The following is a 22858-nucleotide window of genomic DNA, read 5'->3' on the forward strand; positions in this document are numbered from 1 at the left end:
AGGGGATCTGCATGAAATGGAAGATCGCTTTATTTATCGCAATCATGATTATCTGGCAAAGTCTTATGATCTTTGTCCCGCTTTCACCGATCGAATGGGTGAATCTGTCCTTTTTAGTCGGCCTGTTATTTTTACTTGTCTCGGCATCGGTTATGATTCATCGCTCGCGCTTTTTAGATCCTGTTATGAAAGGCTTCAAGTTAGTAGGTGAAAAAATGGTGCATAAATCACGGTCCATGCAGCGGGCAGATCAACTCGTTAATGAGGACTATAAATTTCAGGAGTTTAAGGATGTAACGACACGCAGCATCGGCGACTCTGCCCTGATCATTGGGGGAAGTTCTGTTCTGGTGTCCATTTTTTCGATGCTTATCTAAGAAACGTTTGGAAAAAAGAGTGTGAAAAGGAGTGGATGTAAGTGGCCTTGGATATGAAAGGCAAAGGGAAAGAACTTAAAGAAAGGGTAGTGGCTTTTCGCAGGCAGTTTCATCAGCATCCTGAGCTGAGCCGTGAAGAAGTTGAAACCGCTGAAACCATCCGGCAATTTTTACAAGAGGAAGGCATCCCGTTTGAGGACGGCTTTGCCACCCACGGAGTTCTCGGCATTATTAATGGGGGAAAGCCGGGAAAAACGGTCGCGCTTCGAGCGGATATGGATGCGCTGCCGATTGAAGAAAAAAATGACCGGCCATATGTATCCCGGGTAAAAGGAAAAATGCATGCATGCGGACACGACGCGCATACAGCCATGCTGATGGGGACCGCTGCTTTACTGAACCGGAATAAAGAAGAGATCGCAGGAAAGGTATTGCTCGTTTTTCAGCCGGCTGAAGAGCTCGGGCCAGTGGGCGGTGCATCGGTCATGATGGAGGACGGACTATTTAAGAAGCATGAACCGGATGTGATTTTTGCCCAGCATATGTGGCCTGATCTTCAAGTGGGAGAAGTCGGCGTAATGGCTGGCCCCGTAATGGGAAATTCCGATCAGTTCACCTTGACCATCAAAGGTGCAGGAGGCCATGCAAGTATGCCGCATCAGGGAAAAGATGCCATTGTGATCGCCGCTCAGGTCATCAATCATTTACAAACGATTGTAAGCAGAAACGTAGATCCGTTGGAATCAGCAGTGGTTACATTCGGCACCATTCAAGGCGGTGACCGCTACAATGTGATTCCAAGCAGCGTCACCATCGAAGGAACTGTACGCACCAACCGCGATGATGTGAAAGAAAAAGTGAAAAATCGACTGCAAAAATCAATCGATGGATTTGCGATGGCAAATGAAGTGGAGATCGAGCTGAATTACTCAGATGGCTACCCTGCAACGATGAATTCACCTGAATGGGAGGAAACGGTTCGTTCTGCAGTGCATTCCCTTTTGGGTGAACATGCCACGCCGCATGTGAATCCAAGTCTGGGAGGAGAAGATTTCGGACGATTTTTACAGCGCTATCCCGGCTTTTATATTTGGCTTGGAACGGCCATCCCTGAACGGAGCATTCAAAAACCGCTTCATGACGCTGAGTTTGATGTGAACGAAGAGTCATTAGTCATCGGCACAGAGCTGCTGGCCCAGCTTGCATGTGATGCACTTAAGCGATTGGCCGTCGAAAATTAAACATTAAATCATACAACAATATTAATAAAGATAATTGCTCCTAACAGCACAATACTAATCACCGATACGAATATTAAAGAAAGCTTCCGCGAGGTATTCGCATTTTGCTGATCCTCCCATCTGGCAGGTTTTATGCCGCTCAGCCAAAATACGACGACGGCTGAAAGCAGGATGGAATTGATGTTTACCAGCAACAGAATAAACGGCACAATGGCATCAGGAAAGCTTCCAGAGCCAATGGACATTCCAAACACGACAGCAGGCGGGAGCAAGGCGACTGAAACCATGACTCCGACTAATGCGCCTTCATTCCGTTTAACAAAGGACAGAGCCCCCGCTGCTCCTGAGGCGAGCGCCACAATCACATCCACGATTTGAATATCGGTTCTCGCTAAAAATTCATCGCTGTAGATTGGCGGAGAAAAGAAAAAACTGAATAACGCTGAAATGGCGATGGGGATGCCAAGCCCATATATTGAAGTTAAAGAGGCTTTCCAGATAAGCTTGAAATCACCCAGAACAGAAGCGAAAGAAACGGCCGTAACCGGGCCGATTAACGGGGCAATCACCATCGCGCCGATGACAATGGCCGGGCTGTTTTTAATAATGCCGACGGTTGCTACAAGTGAAGAAAACACAATAAACAGCATATAGCTGATGGAGGTGCGGCTGGACTCCTCAACTGAAGTGAACAATTCGTGCCGGCTTGCCCGCTGCAGCTCCTTTTCTTTTTCTTCCTGCTTTTCTTCCTTCCGTGGAAGATACGTTTGAACCGGCAGTAAAATGGCTTGATACGTATCCATTCCGCCTGGAAGGTTTTCTAAGTAGTCAAGAATTCGCTCCACATCATTGGTTTCCACCAGAATCCTCGTCAGCTTCTTGTCATCCTCTTTATCCGCAGTCCAAAAAGAGACCACAGGAAATTTCCCTTCGATCTCCTCCATATTTAAAAAATCTCTGGGTGCATAAACCTCAAGCAATTGTAGTGTCATCTTGATCCGTCTCCTGTTTTTCAGCGGAAATCTTTCTTTGTATTATGACCTAAACTTCAGATTTCAATCTGAGAACACATTAAGGCTGCGGCTATTTGATTCATAAACGAAAAAAATGAGCCCGAGACAAAAGTGTCTTCAGGCTCATTGACCGATTTGCGGGCGCTTCAGGTGGACGCTTTCCGCAGGGACGGCGCTGAGCCTTCCTGGGCGTTGCCCTGCGAAGTCTCAGCTTGCTGTCATCTCCTGCTGGAGTCGCCACCTTCCGCTCCGCTCATCTCATACTTTACGGTAGATACTCCTCAATTTCTAAACTTTTTACATTATGTTACACGTCCATCTTTGGTGTATTCATTCCAGCGGAAATAAAGGTATACAAAATGGCACCTTTATGCCTGCCATTTGCCGATTTCTTCTCCCATTTTTACAGGACCCGTCTTACCGATGAAGGTTAGAGCGCCTTTAGGTACACAGATCACAACGGTAGATCCAAATGAAAAATATCCGTATGGGTCTCCGCGTTTAACATGTGAATTAGGATTGGTTCTTTCAATGGAGTTTACATTCAAGGCACCGACCATAACATGAGAAAATGAAGTACCTGATGCATTAAAATTCGTAATTAAACGATAATTGCGCGTTAATGGACGAAGTCCGTATTGCAATCCCAATGTGTTAACGGGCGCTGCTTTTTTGCCCAATGTGTAGACGTGCTCCACTTCCGCATCCAAAGGAACATGCACGCGGTGGTAATCGACTGGGCTCAAGTAGAAGATTAACACGGTGCCTCCAGCATATTTTTCGGATGCTTTTTCTGTGCCAAGCAATTCTGAAATCGTATAGTTTTGTCCCTTTACCACAAAGGTGCTGTCTTTTGTCAGCTCCTCCACAACCGATAATACCCCGTCACATGGACTGATGAAGGCATCGGCAGGCTCTGCAAGGGGGCGTGCATTTTCTTTCAGGTGCCGGGTGAAAAGGTCATGAAGGGATTGGTACTCGTGAATGTCCCGGTGTGCTTCCTCCATGTTGAGCTTATAAAGGCCGGCAAAGGAGCGGATAAGCGGCTTGCTGGCTTTTGATTTTGCGAATTTTCTTAATGATTTAGCCAGAATGGGATGGCCATTTAATTCAAAAATACTTCTATAAAATCGTTCTGTAATCAAGTATGGTCACGTCCTTTGGTTTCATTAGGGTCTGGCACGAGCATTTGTATAAGTGTCACTTTCTGATTTTCAGCAGAAGGCTTGCTTGAAGTGAATTTGCTGAGAAGATCATTCATGCCTTTTTGCAGCTCTTCCACTTCTGAAGCTGTCAGGTGGAGCTCTAACTGGTTATATCCAAACGGGTCTTTTTCAAGATCCGGATTGCTGAGCAGATAGCTTTTCGTTTGGCCTGTGACATTGGAAAGAAACTTCATAAACATTTTTAGATGCTCTTCTCCGGACATTTTTTTCAATTCTTCAGCCGATAGGAGGGGCTTTTCCTTTTCAAGCGCAAAGGTTCGTTCAATCGCACCACGAATCTTCTTTTCCTCGACCACATAAATGAGGCTGTCTTTTTTAAGAATCGTTAAATGCCGATAAAGCGTGGCCTGAGGAATGTCCGCCATCCATTCTTTTAATTGCTGCACCGTCGCAGGTTCCCTTGATAAATGCTGAATAATCCGCAAGCGTACAGGGTGTAAAATCAAATCTATATTTGTATTTTTCATCTATTCAGTCCTTATCACTATTATTATCGATAATGATAATAATAGCCTGAAATTGTCAGAGTGTCAATCAAGATTTTTTTAACAAATTCCCTGTTTTTTTACAATTATTAAAATGAGTATGGTATTCTTGCATGGTTAGCATTATTATCCAATAGTCTAAGAATTACATAATTGAAAGGAATGGAAAGATGAAGAAACGATCCAGGTATTACAATTACTTTTTTGCTGTTTCCGCTCTTACGCTGGTACTTGCAGGCTGTTCAGAAGAAAGCTCAACACCAACAACAGAAACTGAAACTGCTCCGGCTGAGGAGGAAGTGGAGGTGGTCTCGAATGCAGAAACAGAGACTGAAGCGGCAGCAGAGGAAGAAGAAGTAAACGAGTCCTCTGAAAGTGAAGATTCTTCTGAAGAAATTGAGAAGACAGAAGAAGACGTGACGGCAGCAGAGGATGAAGCAACTTTAGAAAGTACTGAAGACGATCAAGCGGCAGAGGAAGAAGAACAGGAAACTGCCAGTGCATCGGTTGAGGATTCTGCAACTCAAGAAGAACAAGCAAAAGCGGTTTCCTTAACGGAGGAATTTTTGCGCGGCCTTAACGAACCGATTGAAGATGAAAACAATTTTGTGCAATATGACGGCACCATCAACGAATTTGTCATTGTCCGCTATTCCTCCATCGTATCCGGTCATTCATCCACGAACGGACGATACGCAGTCGATCTGAGTAAAAGCGAAGTTTTCGACGTTACGAGTGCGGCTGATTTTGATACAGTGTTGAACTAATTTCAAATCTTCATCTATAAAGAAGAGGGAGTAAAAACAAAAATGACTTGCCTGATGCTCTTAATATGGCAAGTCATTCAGTTTTATGGGTGTTCGCGTTTTATTCTCCCAATCACTTCTTATCATTGCATAGCAGACAGAATCACAAATGCCGCCGTCCTCATTTTCCCATGCCTGCCTTAAATAGCCCTCTTTTACGAACCCGCATTTGTTCAACGTTTTTCTCATCGCTGTGTTATCGCTTCGAGTATAAGCTTCTATTCGTATTTTATTTGGCTGATTGAAAATGTGATCAGTCAGCCATTTCACAGCCAGCGCTCCGATTCCTTTTGCACGGGCGCCCTCTTCCAAACGAATATCAAACAAAGGAATCGTGTCGCTGCTGTCATGGATCATGATTAATCCGATTTTTTTCTGTTCGAGTTCAATCCAGTAAATCTCGTTGTCATTGTCATATAAACCATCATTATAGTCTATGAGAATTCCTTCCCGTGTCGGTTTAGGATTAGAGTGAAAATCCCAGCTGCTTTGCGTCATGAAATGAACTAGGTGTTCTACTTCATTTTCAAATCTTGTGAATACCAGATTGTTCATCTTAACTCCTCCAAAAATCTGTTTACATACAGTTTATTTAAAGTGGAAATCTTGCAATCAGGGAAGTAGCAATGCCAAAGTAGATGAGCAGCGATAAAATATCATTTAACGTCGTAATTAATGGACCGGATGCGATAGCGGGATCGACATTAAACTTATGTAAAATCAAAGGAATAATGGTCCCGGCTAATGTCCCGAAGACTAGTGTGATCAGCAGCGACAGACCGACAATAAAGCCCAATGTCATGCTGCCCTGCCAGAAATAGGCGATTAAAGCGATCAGAATCCCGCAGGAAACGCCGATCATCACTCCAACTAATGACTCCCGTATGATTAATTTAGATACAGTTTTTTTGTCAATTCGATTGGTGGTTAATCCGCGAACTACTACAGCAAGTGATTGAGTGCCCGTGTTTCCGGTCATTCCGGCAATCATCGGCATAAAGAAAGCGAGAGCAACCACTGCTGCGAGCGTTTCTTCAAATCGGCTGATAATGGTTCCTGAAACCAGTCCAATCAACAGCAGTAACACTAACCAGGGCAGCCGGCGAACAAAAGCGACAACGGCTTTGGTTTTAAAGGTTATTTCTTTACCTGAACCTGAGAGGCGTTCAATATCTTCAGTTGCTTCTTGTATCAGAACATCAATCACATCATCGACGGTAACAATCCCTAGTAATATATCCTCCTCATTGACAACGGGCATTGCGATTAAATCATATTGTTCAATTAGCCTCGCAACTTCCTCTTGATCCACGTAGGATTTAACCGTAATGGTATTTTTGCTCATAATCTGTTCGATCGGGTCAGCCGGATCAGCCAATAGGAGGTCACGAAATGAAGCAGCACCGAGAAGCTTGTGTTCTTCATCAACTACATATAAATAATGAATGGTATCAAATACTTTTGCGTACTCCCTGAGTTTTTCAATGGATTCATGCACCGTCATGTCAGGATAGATCCAGACGTGGCGGTTTGTCATGAGCCGGCCGGCTGACTCAGCTGGATAAGTCATAATATCCTGTACAATCTGTGCTTCTTCTTTAGACATCACATGAACAAGAGCAGCCGCTTGATCTTGCTGCAGGACATCGAGCATCTCCGCTAAATCATCATTTGGCATCTCGTCCAAAACCTTGCCAAGATTGGCCTGATCTATAAAAGAAATGGCAATGGCCTGTTCTTCCGGTGAAAGGTAACGGAGAAGTTCTGCAAGACAGTTGATCTCAAGTGATTCAACAAAGGCGCGTTTCTGTTGCGCATCCTGTAACTCTTCAAACACCATCGCGCGATCATAAGGCCGCATCGAATTCGTATAAGCATTTAATTTAAGCTGATCTTTTGATTCCAGTATGGAGATTGCCTGAGATTTCAATTCTTCCAGCATTTCTGCATTCATTAGGGGCCACCTCCATTTATCTAAAAAAATCGTACCATATTGTTACAAAGTTTAATATATAGGAGAAACAAGGAATAATCAGATTCTATATTAAATGACTAGACTATTCCAAAACCTTGGTGGGCTAAGAGCCCTTCAAGGTTTTGGAATGTTCAGCTTCTCAAAGCCCTTTTTCAAAGAATAATGATCGTTTGAATTTTGGATGACGATATCGAAGTTTTCACAGTAAGGGTGCATAAATAACTCATATTGCATCCTGCGCTGTACGTGCGATTGCTGCAGGTACGAAAAATCTGCTCCTCTTTCTGTCACATCACGAATTCCTCTACGCGCCAATTCAGTTTCCCCGTCCGTATAGAAAAAGAGCGTTAAATCAAATAAATCCGGATCAACAAATGCTGCAGTCATGCCCTCAATAATCGTTATTCTTCTTGATGAGAGGTGGACGCTTTTCATGTAATCGGTCCCGATGGTATACAAATCAAACCCGTCCCGAAGCATCTTAATATCCCGTTCTAAAGCCGGTACATTGTGAGCAGCGGGATGACAGGCAGTCAGCTTGGATTGATGCTCCACGTTTTGATAGAGGTACCTGAGGGTGGTGAATTGACGGAGACTGGACGGAATGATGTATGGATCGGTATTTATGTAATTAACTTCGTCTTCTGGGAAATGGTTCATGAGCTCAGAGGTAAAAGTCGATTTTCCGGCCGCCCCGTGTCCCGAAATGCCAATGATTGTGTTTCGATCGGTATTTTTTAGTAATTCAGCTGTTTTTTGAATGAGGTCGATCATTAGAACCCTCCCTTTATTACCCGCTAGTTTACTATACAGGATGCTGGATTCAAGAAATACAATAAGATTGATTCTGGGTGATGTGAACACTTTCAAAACAATTCATTCTTAAATCGATTCATTATTCTGAATTTCATTGCTTCTATTTGGTAAATATTGATAGGATAAAAATAAGGAATGTAGTACGTGAGCGGCAGAAGAGGCAGAGGGGCGATTGTCATGCAAAAGGAAGATTGGATAGGCTGGAGGTTCCCAGCCATGCTTTTAACAGCAATGGGTTTGTCGACGGTTGGGGATTTTGTTTATTTGGTTGCAATTAATTTACTCGTGTTTGAAATGACCAATTCCGCTGCAGCCGTAGCCGGATTGTGGATAGCAGGTCCAGCGGCAGCTATTTTTACAAGGTTTTGGGCAGGCAGTTTAATTGATCGGGCTAATAACAGGAGGCTGATGATTTGGACGGATGTGATTCGGGGCGTACTGGTTGCGGTGATTCCTTTTATGCCTTCTGTATGGGGGATTTACGCACTTCTTTGGCTGATCAGCATGGCGAGGTCCTTCTTTGCACCAGCTTCCTTAACTTATATTACGATGCTGGTGCCCGAAGCAAAAAGAAAACGATTTAATTCGTTTTATTCACTGGCATCATCCGGAGCATTTGTCATTGGACCCGCTATTGCGGGGGTTCTTTTCTTAGTGGGCTCCATTGACATGGCCATCTGGGTAAATGCGGCTACATTTGGACTTTCCGCTTTCATTTTGCTCTGGCTTCCCAATGTAGATGAAGAAAAAACAGCGGGGCTGAATCCATTATCTTGGAAAGCCATTCGAGATGATTTTGGGATTGTCATGAAATTTGGCAGGAAACAGAGTCTATTTCTTTATGTACTCTTGTTCAATTTAATCATTTTAATTTCTACCTTTGCAATGGATGCACAGGAAGTGGTCTTTGCCCGGCAGGTGGTCGGGTTAAGTGAAGTGGATTATAGTTTGTTGATCAGTATTACAGGAATTGGAGCGGTTTTAGGAGCCGCTGCAGTCGCCTCTTTATCTGAGAAACTGTCAGTAAAGCAGTTAATTGGAGGCGGTTTTGGGATGTTTGCTATCGGCTACCTTATCTACGCCTTCAGCCGTTCCTTTGAGATGATCGCTGCCGGCTTTATCCTGCTCGGCTTTTTTCATGCTTTTGCCAATACAGGCTACACGACCTGGTACCAGAATGTGGTGCCCATTTCTATCATGGGAAGAGTCACCAGTTTGTATGGAGTTGCGGTAAGCTTTTTTCAAATCCTTTTTGTTTTTGGGGCAGGAGTAACAGCGGATCTATTTTCCCTGCGGCTGACGATCATTGGACTTTCCTTTCTCTGCTTGATTGCAGTCTTTGGGCTGATTGGCATGATGCTTCACCCGGAGCAAAGGAAAGTGTTTGAGGTGGAGATGAAAAAGGCTGGATGAATCTGGTGTGATTCAAATGGAGTACTAACGGGTCTCCGAGCAAAGTCTCTCATTCTATCTTAACCGGTTCCCTGCGCTTCAGGAGGACGCTTTCCGCAGGGACGGCGCTGAGACTTTTCAGGGCGTTGCCCTGTAAAGTCTCAGCTTGCCGTCATATCCTGCAGGAGTCGCCACCTTCCGCTCCGGTCACCTCTTACTTAAAATTCATAATGACTCAATTTAAACGTGTAATGAGACTCTAGCTTAATTCACTTTTTTGTTTTGAGAATTTAATTGTTTTTGCCATTTAACAATATGATTATTAAGCCAGTTACTATCACATGTTTTAATTCCGAAACGATCTGCTTGAAGCAAGGCATCCCTGGTGAAGGAGGAGCTCGTTATAAATGTGGCAAGCATACAATTATGATTTCTTTTAGCAGCATGTAATTCCCTAATTTCTCTGACTGTAATTTGCTTCTGATATTTCTTAATCTGAACTGCCACACGAGTATGTTCAGATGGATCAAGAAAAATGAGGTCCACACCCCCGTCAGCCCCTTTTGAAGTCTCTTCCGGATTGTACCCTTTCGCTTTAAAATAAAGAAAACACAGTCTTTCAAATTCCCTCCATCCCAATTCATTTATAGGTAGTTGGGTAATAGTTGAATCAGATCGAACAAAATTTGTGGATTTTTTTAATGCTCCCTTGCTCCTGCTTATATTCTTCGTCTTTTTCTTAGATGGTTTATTGCCCTCTCTTTTAGAGGACTTCCTAGTCTTATTAGCAGGCAGCAGTGAGTAGACAACTCCGTTCAGCATAGCAGCAATCGTTAAAATACCGAATAATGTATAGATGTTGAAAGTATTTGTTTCAAAGGCGATATAAAAGCTGATAGATGTGAAAAGAATAGCAGTTATTTGAGCAATATTATTTCGTTTAGATTTACTCATTTCTCTCCTTAAGATTAGAATAGATTTTTATTTTATAATTAAAATATAGGACTTTAGTAGTTTATATGTCAATATGTTGAGTAATAATACTTATGATTATTATGAATATTGAAGAAATCTTCAAAAGAAATCTTTACTGTATAAATGCTGTGCCATTAGCAAAGCGGAGGTGAGATTTCCCGGGGAGGACGGTCCATGTGGAAAGAGGCCGCCTTGAAGCCCAGTGAAACGGCAAAGAGCCTGAGACCTATTTGGCCCAGGCTCGATTATAACTCCAGCTCGCTTTGCAGGATTTTTTGTGCAGCGGCAATATCCGCTTCCGGGATCACGTAGTAATACACGCCTCCTATGTATTGATTGGTTCCTTCGTTCAGGTTAAGATGCTCCACACTGTCCGCTGCCTGCCGGTAATCATTTTGGATGTCCATCAGCTGATCAAAGGTCAAATTTGTTTTAATATTTTCACCGAGTGAATCCAATAGATCACCCAGGTTTAAAAATGCTGAAAGGGTCGTGCCTTCGCTAATGACTGCTTCTAAAATATTCCGCTGCCGTTCCTGTCTGCCAAAGTCGCCTTCAGGGTCCTGTGCGCGCATCCGGCTGAAGGACAGCGCCTGCTCTCCGTTTAATATCAGCTCTCCCTCAGGAAAACGATAGCCGCCTGCTTCAAACTCAAATTCATTGGACACCGTGACGCCTCCAAGAACATCAATTACATCTTCAAAGCCCTCCATATTCACCTTAATATAGTAATCAAGTGGAATATCAAGCAGTTTTTCCACACTTTCCATCGCCATTTCCACACCGCCAAATGAATAGGCATGATTGATCTTATCCTTCGTCCCATATCCCGCGATCTCAGCATAGGTGTCTCTCGGGATGCTTAACAGCTTGGTGGTCTTTTTATTTGGATTAACCGTTAGGACAATGATGGCATCTGACCGGCCGGCATCTTTATCACGTTCATCAATCCCGAGAATCAAAACCGAAAAAGGATCCTTTTCCTCAATCCGTACAACTTCCCCGCGCTTCATTGAAACCTCACGATCGAGAGGGGCATGCATGTCCTTCGAGGCTGAGTAAAGAGAGAGATAGAACACTAAAAGCCCGCCTGACCCTGCCAAAAGCGCAGCCGACAAAATTCCAAGCGTCCATTTCATCCATCCGCCTTCCTTGATCCATTTCATCTTTTTCCCTCACTTTTAAGAACAGTCTGGTCGTTCTATTTATCATATAGAGGGGAAAGGGAAATCAGAATCACTTAGAAAGATTTCTAGCTGGATTGTTCGATAAGGAGACATTTGTTCTAAAATGAAATTAATTTTCATAAAATTAATAAAAGTAAAAATAATTTTAAAAAAAGCATTGTAATGAGTTTGCAGACCCTGTATTATAAGGTCAAAGAAATCGCTTTCATAGATCACAAAGGGGGAATTGAAAAATGGGAAAACGTTCAAAATGGATGTCGGGGGTATGTTTTGCTGCATTGTCATTAAGTCTGGCCGGGTGTGGAGATGATAGCAACGGTGAATCTGGCAGCGGTGATTCAGGCGAGCTGTCAGGAGAAGTAACACTTTGGACTGCTTCATTGGCGGGGGAACCATTTGATACATATTTCGCTGATCTTGAAGCAGAATTTGAGGAAATGCATCCTGATCTTGATGTCAAGATTGAGGATATTCCGCAAAATGAAATGGAGCAAAAGGTACTTACTTCTCTAACTGGGGATGATGTACCGGATGTTGTAAACCTGAATCCTCATTATATGTCCAATATTGCTGCGCAGGGAGGTTTGCTTGAATTAAGTGATTTAGTCAGTGAAGAAACCAAGTCTTCCTATGTGGAAGGGCCATTTAATTCCGGGATGTATGAAGATGAGCTTTATGCACTGCCATGGTATCTGACTACGACTGTTTCATGGTATAACAGTGAACATTTCGAAGAAGCAGGAATTTCTGAACTTCCAACTGACACACAGGGGATTTATGAAACGGCAAAAGCCGTTACGGAAGCAACTGGCAAGCCATCCTATTACCCTGTGATAAATGATGGCAATACGATTATGGAAAAGATGGTTTCTTTGGCTGATGGCGAGCCGATTGTGGAAAATGGAAAAGCGGTTTTTGAGAACAATGAAGCTATTGTAGAATTTTTCGAACTGACGCAAAAGATGTATGAAGAGGGATTGATTCCTCAGGAAACAGCAGAAGGATCACTTGCAACTGGTCAGGAACTTTACATGGCTGGGAATACTTCCTTTCTTGAAGGCGGGGTAACGTTCCTTGGGCCGATTGAATCCGGTTCACCTGATGTGTATGCAGCCTCTGAAGCAGGTCAGCCCTTAGAGAATGAAGACGCACCTGTAAATGTGGCCGTCATGAATTTCGCGATTCCTGCTAAAACACAGAATGAGGATGCTGCTGTGGCCCTGGCGGAATTCTTAACAAATGCTGAAAATCAGCTGGAGTTTGCGAAAACAGCTGGAACAGTATTACCGGCTACGACTGAATCTTTAGAGGACGATTATTTTCAGGATCCTGGTGATTCTCCCAAAGCATTGGGTATGCTTCAGGCATCTGAATCACTAACACGTGCAGAAGTGCTGATACCACCAACTGAAAACAGTGCAGATCTTCGAGAGTCAACGAAAAATATTTTCGTTCAAAATCTTCAGGGCTCGCTAACTCCGGAAGACGCGGTCAAGCAGCTTGCCGAAGAGTGGAATCGTGCATTTGAAGACTCTGGTGAAGAAGTAACCTTTTAACTTACATCAACCTATAGTCGAGACTAGCCTCTTCTCAAAAGCTAGTCTCTATTTTTTGAAAAGGGGGGATCAGGATGGCCAGACAGCCAATTGTTACAGATCCTATCGTTCGGTCAAAGCCTCTAGCAAAAAGAAAAAATTGGAGAACTTCATTTTTCACACCCTGGTTATTTTTACTCCCGTCGATCGTTATTTTAGGCACGTTTCTTGCTTATCCGATTATCGAAGCATTTCAATGGAGTTTCCTGGATTATAAGATTATCGCGGATACTGGTGAATACGTTGGACTGGCAAACTTCAAGGAGATTTTTACAGATTCAACCTTTTGGAAAGCGTTTTTGAATACACTGCTATTTTTAGTTATTGTGCTTCCGCTGAATGTACTTCTGCCTATGATATTGGCAGTGTTGGTTAACCAGAAAATAAGAGGCGTTTCCACTTTTCGCGTCCTCTATTATCTGCCGGTTGTAACGCCGATGGTTGTAGGTGCATTGATGTGGAAAATGTTGTACTCCCAAAACAGTATGATTTCTCAAGTGCTGGTATGGCTCGGAGTTTTTGATTCGCCTACCAATCTGCTCGTTCAATCTTCAACTGCACTTGTGGCCGTTTCCATGATAACGGTATGGAAGGGTCTAGGCTATTACATGATTATCTATCTGGCAGGCCTGCAATCTATTCCAAAAGATGTCTATGAATCTGCCAGCATTGACGGAGCCTCCATTTTTCAACTGTTTACCCGGATTACCTTCCCTATGCTAATGCCTTCAGTCACCCTGGTTTCGGTGATGACGATTATTGCGGGAATGAAGGTCTTTGAAGAGATTGCACTGACAACTGGCGGGGGACCTGCAGGGGCCACCACGACACTTGTTATGTATATTTTTGATAACTTTATGAGTTTGGATGTCAGCACCGCCTCTGCAGCAGGGCTCGTATTACTTGTCATGGCTATTGGGGCATCCCTGCTTCAAATGAAACTGACAAGCAAAAGGGAAGATGATTTGAGAGCCTAGGGAGAAAGGATTGTGTGAAATGAAATCAAAAAAACGAAGTCAACAAATCTGGCTGTATGCACTTTTGCTTTTTATTACGGTCATCACAGTCGGTCCTTTTTTTATTACACTGCTGATCTCTCTTAAATCACCAAATGAAGGAATTTATGATGTTTTATTGCCTTCTGATCCGACTTTTGCAAACTTTATTGATTCCTTTGCAAAAGCTGATTTCGGTTTGTATTTTGTAAACACAGTGATTGTTACAGGGATTGCTATCCCTCTTAATCTGCTTTTCTGCAGTCTGGCTGCTTATCCTCTTGCACGAATGGATTTTAGAGGAAGAAGTGTAGTTCTTGCCTTAATCATTTCGACTATGATGGTTCCCTTTCAGCTTTATATGGCACCACTGTTTCAGCTGGCAGGAGACCTTGGGCTTCGCAATTCCCATATCGGTCTTGTGGTCATGCAGGTCTCAACCGCATTTGGAATCTATTTAATGCGTCAGGCGTTTCTGAGGATTCCAAAGGAGCTGGAGGAATCCGCTTATCTTGATGGTGCAAGCAAGTTTAAAGTTTGGTATCTGGTTGCGATTCCCCTTGTGAAACCTACGCTTGTTACATTAGCCATCTTCACATTTATGGGAACATGGGGCGATTATTTATGGCCGCTGCTTAACTCCACTGAAAGCAGTATGTACACGCTGTCCATTGGACTTGCGCAGCTTTCACAGAATTTTGATGGAGCCAATTTAAAACTGATCAGTGCGGCTTCCATTTTAACTACGATTCCAACGCTGCTGATTTTTATCTGGCTGCAAAAGTATTTTATTTCAGGAGCAACAGATGGAGCGGTAAAAGGATAAATGGCGGAGGTGAAAAAGATGGAAACTGTATTCTTTTTTAATCGGAATATCCCGGTTCTTTATGATGTGGAATGTGCCGTTGTAGGAGGCGGGACAGCGGGTGCAGTTGCCGCTTTATCGGCACTCGAAGAAAAAATTGAGACAGTTGTCATTGAAAAAACCATTTCACTCGGCGGCACTCAAACAAACGCTCTGGTGTCTCCGATGATGCCCACACAGGTTAAAGGGCAGCGCATCAATGACCTGATTATTGAACGGCTTCATAAAGAAAACGTGCAAACAAATGACGGCACGACTTCCTGCAGTTGGTTTAATACTGAATCATTGAGCTATGTGCTTGAAACATTAATTGTGGAGCGGGGAGGTCATCTATTATATGACGCAAATTATGTGGATTGTTTAAAAGAAAACGGAAAAATCAGCTGTATTATCGTCAATACAAGCAATGGTCTATACGCAGTTAAAGCAAAAACTTTTGTGGACGCGACAGCAGATGCGCTCCTATCCAGAACGGCCGGGGTACCGGTCGAAAGCGGGAATGAGGAAGGGCAAAACCAGCAGATCAGCTTCCGCTTTGAAATGGGCGGCATTGACGTTTTAACGCTTCGGAATTTTATGAAGGCAGAGGGAGATACGTTCTGCAAAATTGATCATCCTGAATTTTTTGAGATAGCGATGGTGCCGGGAAAAGGACATGTCCTCGAACCCTATTTTCAAAAAGGACTTTCTGATGGGCATCTAAAGGAAGAGGACCTGAAGTATTTTCAGGCGTTTACTCAGCCGGGCAAAAATACAGTTATGTCGTTTAATTGTCCACATATCCCGGGGGTTTTTCAAACCACCGACCCGGTACTGCGGTCAAAAGCCGTCACAAAAGGGCGTGAGATGATCCGCCGGCTGACTGCTTTCCTGCCAAAAGCCATCCCGGGGTTTGAGCAAGCGTATTTAATAAAGGAAGCTTCTCAGCTGGGCATCAGAGAATCCTATCGGATCAAAGGGAAGTACATATTAACCGAGCAGGATTATTTGAGTCGTGCCAGGTTTGAAGATGGGATTGCCCGTGGTGACTGGTACATTGATGTTCACAGCGTAAAAGGACAAACCGTAAAGCCGGAACCTTTAACAAAGGGAGAATACTACGAAATCCCTTACCGCTCTCTGATCACTCATGAGGCAGCAAACTTAATCGTGGCTGGAAGACATATATCCAGTACATTCCTCATGCAGGCTTCCCTCAGAATTCAGCCAACTGTGCGGGATGTGGCACAGGTTGCAGGAATGGCGTGTGCCTATTCTGTAAAGTACTCAGTGGATCTGAACAACATCGATGGAGCCCTTCTGAGAAGACAGCTGCGCAACAGGGAGGAAAAAGCATGGATGGAGTGAAAAAAGCGTACATCTTAAATCATACCCACTGGGACAGGGAATGGTATGAACCGTTTGAAGCCTTTCGCTACAAGCTGCGGAACGGGCTGAGGTACATTCAGAGGCTTCTTGAAAAGGGCCAAATGGAATGCTTTTTTTTGGACGGACAGACCGTTGTTCTTGAGGATTTTAAAGAAATTGTTTCAGAAAAAGAGTTTTCAGCGTTCACTTCGTTTATACAAAAGGGACAAGTGGAAGTAGGTCCATGGTATTTATTGGCGGATGAATTTTTGGTATCGGGAGAATCGATTCTGAAGAACCTTGAAGTTGGAATCAAGCAAGCCCGGGCGCTTGGTTCTGAGTCGAATATCGGCTATCTGCCTGATACATTTGGTCACAACAGTCAAATGCCGCAATTATTTAAAGGGTATGGAATTGACTGGGCACTACTATGGCGCGGCGCTGTGTCAGACCACTTTGAGGTGAATTGGAAAGGAGCGGATGGCAGCGAAGTTTTTGCGTTTGTGCTGCCGCTCATGGAAGGCTATTATCAGACGTACCTTAAAAGCAATGAGTACATCGAAAAAACGAATGCTTATTTAAAGCAAAATCAGCCTTATTTAACATTTGATCAGGCGCTTATTTTAAATGGAGCAGATCATACCTTCCCGGCACCGGATATGAAGCATCGTGTTCAGCAGTTAAATGAACACGTGGAAGATACTGTTTTTCAACAGGCACGTATGGCGGATTTTACAGCTGCTTTTCAGCAAAAAATTCCGGAAGCTGGGCTTGAAGGGGAGCAGCGTGACCCTTCAAAGATCTTTATTTTGCCTGGCGTGTATTCAACTCGCACTTATTTGAAACATCAAAATCAGCTGTGCGAGGATCAGGCTCTTTATATCATGGAGGCCCTGAATGTATGGTCAAAGGGTGAAAGCCGGTCAGAAGCATTTATTGAATACATTTGGAAGATGATTTTGAAGAATCATCCACATGATAGTATTTGCGGATGCAGTGTGGATGAGGTTCATGAAGAGATGGAAACCCGCACGCAAAAAATTCTGAGTGCGATCGATCAGTTTTCGAGAGATGTTTTGCATGACGAGTATCCCTTCGAATTTTTGAACTCTGAAGTGGAAAACAATTTTCTGTACTTAATTAATAACACTCCGTTCGAGGCAACGTACCCTGTGGAAGCAACGATCTTTATTCCGATTGCCCAGGATCTTGGAGCGATTGAGTTATACCATCAAGATGAAAAGATTAAAATGGATATTGTGAAAAGAGAGCAGCGTGAAGAATTTATGCGGCATATTTTTGCAGAACCTCACTACGGGGAATACGCCGTGTACGATATTTCTATGCTGGTTCCATTTCAAGGAGTGGAGACAAAGGCTTTTCAGATTGTGCGTGTAAAAAATGTGGTTCCTTCGGCAGGAAAAGCGGGGGACTCTTTTATAGAAAATGAATTTTACCGGATTGAATGGGGAAAAGATGGACTAACCATTTCAGATAAAGAAGACGGTCAGGTCTATGAGCGGCAGCATCAGTTTATTTCTTCATTGGATGCCGGGGATACGTACAATTATTCTCCTCCGATTCATGATTGTATCTCAGAGGGTACGTTGGTGAAGGTGACCGATCTTACGAAGGGCACCACCTTTCAGTCAGCGGTCCTGCACTATGAACTAACATGTCCGGCTTCATTAAATCAGGAGCGTACAGGAGCAAGTGGAGAAACAGTTAAAACCATCATCAAAACGAAAGTCACGCTATACTCCGATGTAAGGTTCATTTATTTTAAATCGACTGTGCAAAACAAAGCTAAGGATCAGAAGCTTCGAATTGGATTTGCTGTAGAAGCCGGCGATATCAGTTATGGAGATACCCCGTTTGATTTGGTTGAGCGCAGAAGGCTTCAGGAGAAAATCTATGATGCTCCACCTAATAAGGAAGCGATAATGAATCAGTATCCTGCCTATTCCACTGTCATTACGGGTGAACATCAGCTTGCTCATCGGGGTCTGCAGGAATACGAAGTGGATGAGTATAAGGGAAATACGACAGCGTTCCTAACCGTGATCAGAAGCGTCGGCTGGCTGTCAAGACGCGATTTGCGTACAAGAGGCAACGGAGCAGGTCCGGGTTTTGAAACACCTGGAGCGCAATGTATTGGTTCATACGAGTTTGAATATGGCTTAATCCTCGGAAGAAAGCACCACTCTATTAATCATGCTAAATTGCTTCGCCATAAGGTGCTAAGTCAGCAATCGCATGTACAAAAGAGGGGAAGCCTTCTGTTTTATCAAACAGACCCGGATATTGCATTTAGTTCCTTTATTAAAAAAGAGTCTGACTCGATTGATATCCGGATGTTTAACCCTAATACGGATACGAGAACCACAGCGCTTTGCTTTGGGTTTGAGCCATTTAAAATAGAAGAAGTGGATTTTAAGGGAAATGTACTCGGTGAGCTTGACGCGAAAAAGAGGATTTCACTTTCTTTTAGTTCGAAACAGATCAAAACCATTCGGGTAAGATGAATGAGTGCCTGAGGAATGAAGGTGATGAAGATGAGAAAATTTTTAGCATTTGATATAGGCGGAACCCTGATTAAGTATGGTGTTTTGACAGAAGATGGAACAATTCTCGAAAAATTTGAGACTGACACGGAAGCTCATCTTGGGGGTCCGGTCATTCTGGAGAAAATTAAGCAGCACGGCAAACCATTAATTGATCAGTTTAACGTGGATGGGATTTGCATTTCAACTGCCGGGCAGGTTCACTCAGACAAGGGAGAAATCCTGTTTGCCTCAGACCATATACCCGATTATACCGGCACACGTTTAAAAGAAGAGTTTGAGACCTATTTTAATCTTCCGGTGGAAGTTGAAAACGATGTGAATTGTGCGGGTCTGGCTGAATCCTGGATCGGGACCGGAAGAAATGCAAAGAGTGTGTTTTGTCTGACCATTGGTACTGGAATCGGCGGCAGCTATATTTTGGACAATAAACTTCATACCGGCCACAATTTCAGTGGTGGAGAAATTGGGTACATTCCCATTGAAGGCGGAAGGTTTGAAGAACTTGCGTCTACTAGAATTCTGGTAAGAAATGTTGCGCTTGAAAAAGGAGTAAAAGAAACGGATCTTAATGGAAAAGCTATTTTTGAACTAGCGAAAAAAGGGGATGCAGTGGCAGTTCATGAAATCAATCAGCTTGTAGTTCATTTGTGCAAAGGGATTGCGACGATTGCTTATATGATGAACCCTGAGATGATAATCATTGGTGGAGGCATTACGGCTCAAAAAGACTACTTGTATCCATTGATCATGAAGGAATTAAAAAAAGAAATGATTCCATCTATTTTAAACAAGACTAAAATTGAAATCGCACATAATCTGAATAATGCAGGAATGATCGGCGCTGTGAGGCATTATCTGCTTCAGGAATCCATGAAACCGCTCAAGAGCATTACATCGATGATTGAATCGAATCAGCATAAATTCACAAAGCGTGAACAAATGATTGCCCGTTATATCACCTTAAATCTTGAAAGTGTTCCGAACAAAACCATTTCTGAAATGTCCAGGCAGATCAACGTGTCAGAAGCGACAATTACCCGTTTTTGTCAGAAGCTTGAATTTGGTTCTTATAATAAATTGCGCCTGCTGGCTAAAGAGGCAACGGTCAGCACACGTAGATACGATCAGGGTGAGACGACGAGTCTGACTGAGGTGAAACAAACGTATACAGCCATGATTAACAAGTTTGATTCCTTTGAGCAAACAGAGGAAATGGTCGAACTTAAAACCAGTTTGATGAAAGCACGCCAGCTCTTTTTCTATGGTGAAGATGAAATGTCAATTGTCGCTCAGCAGCTAAAATACAAATGGATGAAGATGGGAAAGGCAGCAGATGCCTGCACGACTTCCTTTCAAATGGATGCCTCTTCATCGCTGGTCGATCACCAAACAGTTGTAATCGGTTTGAATACTTCCGGTTACGCAGCAGAAACGGTTAAGTATATGGCGCAGGCCAAACAGGCAGGTGCATTTACAGCAGGAATTTCAAGCCAGCAGGGTTCACCCTTGTCACATGCTGCTGATATTCATTTGCTGATACCGGGAATTGATGATTTGGAGGAAAATCATCACTCTGTCAATGAAGTGTCTGTTTATTATCTGATGGATATCATTGCGAAGGAAATTCAAAATGAAACATCCTCTCTGCAAACTTTCAGTTCTGTTAAATAAGCGTAAAGGAGTTTTTGCATGAAAATTGCCTATATGCCCATTGATGAAAGACCATGCAATGTGGAATATGTTAAACGAATTGCACAGTCATCCTCACAGATTGATCTAATCATGCCTGGTGATCACGTATATGGGAAAAAGAAAAAACCGGCTGATACAGAGGGTATGTGGATTTGGCTTATGGAGGCGGCAAAGGAAGCTGATGCGGTTATTCTCAGTATTGATATGCTGTTTTATGGCGGACTGCTTCCTTCAAGGCTGCACCACCATGCGGAAAAAACAAAAGAAATATGGCTGAACCGGCTCCGCTCTTTGCGCCAATCCCATCCTGAACTTCCCATCTTTGCATCCAACTTAATCATGAGGACCCCAAAATACAGTTCCAATGATGAAGAACCGGACTACTACGAGAAATGGGGAAGAGAGCTTTTTCTACGAGCCTGCCTTTTGGACAAACAGCAGAGAGAATCACTATCGGAAGAAGAAGAGGAACAGCTGCGTGTGCTTACCGTTCTTCTTCCTCTAGAATATATTGAAGATTACGAATGGAGAAGAACGTTCAACCTGGATATAAATGTGAAGGTATTAGAGCTCGTAAAAGAAGAAATCATTAATTTTCTAGTAATCCCACAGGATGACAGTTCTGAGTTTGGCTATACGGCACAGGACCAGAAAGTCATTGCGGCGGCTAAAGAACGTATGCGGCTTTATCAGAAGGTTCACATTTACCCGGGAGCGGATGAAGTCGGTGCAACATTGCTGTCAAGAGCATGGACCTTTTTAACAAATAACCGTCCATCTATTTTTCCCATCTGGAGCAGCACACTGGGGCCCGGGCTCATTCCGATGTATGAGGATCGTCCATTTGGAGAAAGTCTGAAAGCCCACGTCACAGCAGCCGGGTGCCAGCTCGTTCAGACTCCGGAGGACGCGGACTTCATTCTTGCATATAACACACCCGGGAAAATCATGCAGGAGTCTTGGGATCAGCACAACAAAGATCTGACGTACACCAGCTGCCGAGGCCTGCTGAACTTTACGGATGCCATTGAGAGGTTCCTAGCCGCTGGTAAAAAGGTTATTGTTGCAGATGCTGCTTTCGCAAATGGAGGAGATATGGAACTGATCGCCATGCTGGATGATGCTCATCTTCTCGATAAACTGACCTCCTATAAAGGCTGGAATACCAACTGCAATACACTGGGAACCACAATCGCTCAAGGCGTAATGGCACTGAATGGAGATCCTGATTGCATAAAGAAAAACCTTATCTATCATCTTTTAGATGATGTTTTTTACCAAGCCGAAGTTCGAATGAAGATGGTGAACCACTTCCTTCCCGCCTATCAGTTGTCCTATTTTGACTTAAAGAATCAGACACAAACAGTCACTGATGAAATCAGTGTCCGTATGTTGAAAGCCTATGAAACAATGATCCTCCACAGCTTTAAAGACGTAGGCATTGATTTCCTTCAAATTACTTCCCCGTGGAATAGAATGTTTGAATGCAACGTCTCTGTACAATTTTCAAAAAAGAGAGGTGAGATTCATGTTACGTAAGATTAAGAATGGTCTGGTCGTTTCCTGCCAGGCGCTTGAAGATGAACCTCTTTTCGGAGCGGAGATTATGAGGCGGATGGCAGATGCTGCAGCCAGAGGCGGTGCTTCAGGCATTCGAGCTAATGGAACAGCAGATCTCACAGCGATTAAAGAATACATAGATCTGCCTGTAATTGGACTGATCAAACGAGAGTACCCTGACTCCCCGGTTTACATCACGCCCACCTTTTCGGAGGTAGAGGCGTTGGTTCAAAGTGGAGCAGATATGATTGCATTAGACGCGACAAAAAGAGTGCGTCCTGATTCTGTTTCATTATCATCCTTTATGAAAAAGATCATTTCTGCTTTTCCAGAACAAAAATGGATGGCAGACTGTGCGACTGTTGAAGAGTGTGTGGAGGCAGAGCAGCTTGGATTTCACTGCGTGGGAACAACTCTGTATGGCTACACGGACGAAACGAGCGGAAAAAAACTATACGATAATGATTTTCAGTTTTTAAAAGAGGTGTTAAAGGCTGTTCGTCTTCCTGTCATTGCAGAAGGAAATATTCTTACGCCTGAGATGGCAGCAAGAGCACTTCAAATCGGTGCCCACTCAGTTGTGGCAGGTGGTGCTATTACCCGTCCGCAGCAAATTACTGCCCGGTTTGTGGAAGAAATAAGAAAGTGATCTTCATCCCATAAAACTCATGTGTAAGGTGTGTAAGATGTCTAGTGGGAAATATGGTTGATGGAGTTTTATACGATTCAAAAAGTGCTGAGACA

At 43.4% G+C, this 22858-nt stretch carries 20 protein-coding genes; 12 read left to right on the forward strand and 8 right to left on the reverse strand.

All coding sequences use genetic code 11. The features are described from left to right. Nucleotides 1–11: 11 nt before the first annotated feature. Both P6709_RS06980 and P6709_RS06985 read left to right on the forward strand, forming a co-directional pair. A complete protein-coding gene (locus P6709_RS06980; protein WP_278240177.1) occupies nt 12–377 on the forward strand; it encodes a DUF3899 domain-containing protein in 366 nt (121 codons plus the stop codon). Between the two features lie 41 nt (nt 378–418). Further along, a complete protein-coding gene (locus tag P6709_RS06985) occupies nt 419–1618 on the forward strand; it encodes a M20 metallopeptidase family protein (protein ID WP_336618987.1) in 1200 nt (399 codons plus the stop codon). 8 nt (nt 1619–1626) lie between these two features. Here the strand turns inward: P6709_RS06985 and P6709_RS06990 are convergent, their stop codons facing one another. The 3 genes from P6709_RS06990 to P6709_RS07000 form a co-directional block, all read right to left on the reverse strand. Next, a complete protein-coding gene (locus tag P6709_RS06990; protein ID WP_278240178.1) occupies nt 1627–2610 on the reverse strand; it encodes a TIGR00341 family protein in 984 nt (327 codons plus the stop codon). Between the two features lie 389 nt (nt 2611–2999). Next, entirely contained in the window at nt 3000–3776 is a 777-nt protein-coding gene (locus P6709_RS06995) for a phosphatidylserine decarboxylase (protein WP_278240179.1), read from the reverse strand. Next, the gene (locus P6709_RS07000; RefSeq protein ID WP_278240180.1) at nt 3773–4324 is read right to left on the reverse strand and encodes a helix-turn-helix domain-containing protein; all 552 of its coding nucleotides are present in this window, start codon (nt 4322–4324) and stop codon (nt 3773–3775) included. Before P6709_RS07000 ends, P6709_RS06995 begins: the two co-directional genes overlap by 4 nt. Before the next feature lie 188 nt (nt 4325–4512). Here P6709_RS07000 and P6709_RS07005 point away from each other — a divergent pair, with 188 nt between their 5' ends. Then, complete coding sequence (locus P6709_RS07005) at nt 4513–5109, forward strand: hypothetical protein (protein WP_278240181.1); 597 nt, start codon at nt 4513–4515, stop codon at nt 5107–5109. A gap of 60 nt (nt 5110–5169) precedes the next feature. Here the strand turns inward: P6709_RS07005 and P6709_RS07010 are convergent, their stop codons facing one another. From P6709_RS07010 to P6709_RS07020, 3 genes are all read right to left on the reverse strand, one after another. Beyond that, nucleotides 5170–5703 (reverse strand): GNAT family N-acetyltransferase, encoded by a 534-nt coding sequence (locus P6709_RS07010; RefSeq protein WP_278240182.1) that lies wholly within the window; start codon nt 5701–5703, stop codon nt 5170–5172. A 37-nt stretch (nt 5704–5740) separates the two neighbouring features. Beyond that, the gene (gene mgtE / locus P6709_RS07015; RefSeq protein WP_278240183.1) at nt 5741–7102 is read right to left on the reverse strand and encodes a magnesium transporter; all 1362 of its coding nucleotides are present in this window, start codon (nt 7100–7102) and stop codon (nt 5741–5743) included. A gap of 135 nt (nt 7103–7237) precedes the next feature. Beyond that, nucleotides 7238–7897, reverse strand: coding sequence for a uridine kinase family protein (locus P6709_RS07020; RefSeq protein ID WP_278240184.1), 660 nt, complete (start codon nt 7895–7897; stop codon nt 7238–7240). A gap of 186 nt (nt 7898–8083) precedes the next feature. On the opposite strand from P6709_RS07020, the gene P6709_RS07025 reads away from it, so the two are divergent. Continuing rightward, nucleotides 8084–9352 carry an MFS transporter gene (locus tag P6709_RS07025; protein WP_278240185.1) on the forward strand — a complete coding sequence of 423 codons (1269 nt, stop codon included), beginning with the start codon at nt 8084–8086 and terminating at the stop codon, nt 9350–9352. A 243-nt stretch (nt 9353–9595) separates the two neighbouring features. On the opposite strand, the gene P6709_RS07030 is transcribed toward P6709_RS07025, so the two are convergent. Next, nucleotides 9596–10285 carry a restriction endonuclease gene (locus P6709_RS07030; RefSeq protein ID WP_278240186.1) on the reverse strand — a complete coding sequence of 230 codons (690 nt, stop codon included), beginning with the start codon at nt 10283–10285 and terminating at the stop codon, nt 9596–9598. A gap of 266 nt (nt 10286–10551) precedes the next feature. Next, complete coding sequence (locus P6709_RS07035) at nt 10552–11472, reverse strand: LCP family glycopolymer transferase (protein ID WP_278240187.1); 921 nt, start codon at nt 11470–11472, stop codon at nt 10552–10554. A 254-nt stretch (nt 11473–11726) separates the two neighbouring features. Between P6709_RS07035 and P6709_RS07040 the strand changes: the two genes are divergently transcribed. From P6709_RS07040 to P6709_RS07075, 8 genes are all read left to right on the forward strand, one after another. Next, complete coding sequence (locus tag P6709_RS07040) at nt 11727–13049, forward strand: ABC transporter substrate-binding protein (protein WP_278240188.1); 1323 nt, start codon at nt 11727–11729, stop codon at nt 13047–13049. A 74-nt stretch (nt 13050–13123) separates the two neighbouring features. Continuing rightward, nucleotides 13124–14065, forward strand: a complete 942-nt coding sequence (locus P6709_RS07045) for a carbohydrate ABC transporter permease (protein WP_278240189.1) — start codon at nt 13124–13126, stop codon at nt 14063–14065. Between the two features lie 19 nt (nt 14066–14084). Then, nucleotides 14085–14909, forward strand: coding sequence for a carbohydrate ABC transporter permease (locus P6709_RS07050; RefSeq protein ID WP_278240190.1), 825 nt, complete (start codon nt 14085–14087; stop codon nt 14907–14909). A gap of 18 nt (nt 14910–14927) precedes the next feature. Beyond that, nucleotides 14928–16295 (forward strand): FAD-dependent oxidoreductase, encoded by a 1368-nt coding sequence (locus tag P6709_RS07055; RefSeq protein ID WP_278240191.1) that lies wholly within the window; start codon nt 14928–14930, stop codon nt 16293–16295. Further along, nucleotides 16283–18820, forward strand: coding sequence for a glycoside hydrolase family 38 C-terminal domain-containing protein (locus tag P6709_RS07060; RefSeq protein WP_278240192.1), 2538 nt, complete (start codon nt 16283–16285; stop codon nt 18818–18820). Before P6709_RS07055 ends, P6709_RS07060 begins: the two co-directional genes overlap by 13 nt. A gap of 30 nt (nt 18821–18850) precedes the next feature. After that, nucleotides 18851–20533 (forward strand): ROK family protein, encoded by a 1683-nt coding sequence (locus P6709_RS07065; protein ID WP_278240193.1) that lies wholly within the window; start codon nt 18851–18853, stop codon nt 20531–20533. 18 nt (nt 20534–20551) lie between these two features. Further along, on the forward strand, nt 20552–22093 hold the full coding sequence (locus P6709_RS07070) for a DUF4127 family protein (RefSeq protein ID WP_278240194.1): 1542 nt from the start codon (nt 20552–20554) through the stop codon (nt 22091–22093). Then, nucleotides 22083–22763: an N-acetylmannosamine-6-phosphate 2-epimerase gene (locus P6709_RS07075; protein WP_278240195.1), complete on the forward strand. Its 681-nt coding sequence runs from the start codon at nt 22083–22085 to the stop codon at nt 22761–22763. Before P6709_RS07070 ends, P6709_RS07075 begins: the two co-directional genes overlap by 11 nt. Nucleotides 22764–22858: the final 95 nt, after the last annotated feature.

Source organism: Jeotgalibacillus sp. ET6, assembly GCF_029667115.1.
Taxonomy (GTDB): Bacteria; Bacillota; Bacilli; order Bacillales; family Jeotgalibacillaceae; genus Jeotgalibacillus.

Excerpts from the sequence above, each read along its gene's own strand:
- P6709_RS07020 (WP_278240184.1), bottom strand. The coding sequence starts at position 7,897 with ATGATCGACCTCATTCAAAAAACAGCTGAATTACTAAAAAATACCGAT.
- P6709_RS07055 (WP_278240191.1), top strand. The coding sequence starts at position 14,928 with ATGGAAACTGTATTCTTTTTTAATCGGAATATCCCGGTTCTTTATGAT.
- P6709_RS07050 (WP_278240190.1), top strand. The coding sequence starts at position 14,085 with ATGAAATCAAAAAAACGAAGTCAACAAATCTGGCTGTATGCACTTTTG.
- P6709_RS07075 (WP_278240195.1), top strand. The coding sequence starts at position 22,083 with ATGTTACGTAAGATTAAGAATGGTCTGGTCGTTTCCTGCCAGGCGCTT.
- P6709_RS07010 (WP_278240182.1), bottom strand. The coding sequence starts at position 5,703 with ATGAACAATCTGGTATTCACAAGATTTGAAAATGAAGTAGAACACCTA.
- P6709_RS07060 (WP_278240192.1), top strand. The coding sequence starts at position 16,283 with ATGGATGGAGTGAAAAAAGCGTACATCTTAAATCATACCCACTGGGAC.
- P6709_RS06990 (WP_278240178.1), bottom strand. The coding sequence starts at position 2,610 with ATGACACTACAATTGCTTGAGGTTTATGCACCCAGAGATTTTTTAAAT.
- P6709_RS07005 (WP_278240181.1), top strand. The coding sequence starts at position 4,513 with ATGAAGAAACGATCCAGGTATTACAATTACTTTTTTGCTGTTTCCGCT.
- P6709_RS06980 (WP_278240177.1), top strand. The coding sequence starts at position 12 with ATGAAATGGAAGATCGCTTTATTTATCGCAATCATGATTATCTGGCAA.
- mgtE (WP_278240183.1), bottom strand. The coding sequence starts at position 7,102 with ATGAATGCAGAAATGCTGGAAGAATTGAAATCTCAGGCAATCTCCATA.
- P6709_RS07030 (WP_278240186.1), bottom strand. The coding sequence starts at position 10,285 with ATGAGTAAATCTAAACGAAATAATATTGCTCAAATAACTGCTATTCTT.
- P6709_RS07035 (WP_278240187.1), bottom strand. The coding sequence starts at position 11,472 with ATGAAATGGATCAAGGAAGGCGGATGGATGAAATGGACGCTTGGAATT.
- P6709_RS07070 (WP_278240194.1), top strand. The coding sequence starts at position 20,552 with ATGAAAATTGCCTATATGCCCATTGATGAAAGACCATGCAATGTGGAA.
- P6709_RS07065 (WP_278240193.1), top strand. The coding sequence starts at position 18,851 with ATGAGAAAATTTTTAGCATTTGATATAGGCGGAACCCTGATTAAGTAT.
- P6709_RS07040 (WP_278240188.1), top strand. The coding sequence starts at position 11,727 with ATGGGAAAACGTTCAAAATGGATGTCGGGGGTATGTTTTGCTGCATTG.
- P6709_RS07045 (WP_278240189.1), top strand. The coding sequence starts at position 13,124 with ATGGCCAGACAGCCAATTGTTACAGATCCTATCGTTCGGTCAAAGCCT.
- P6709_RS07000 (WP_278240180.1), bottom strand. The coding sequence starts at position 4,324 with ATGAAAAATACAAATATAGATTTGATTTTACACCCTGTACGCTTGCGG.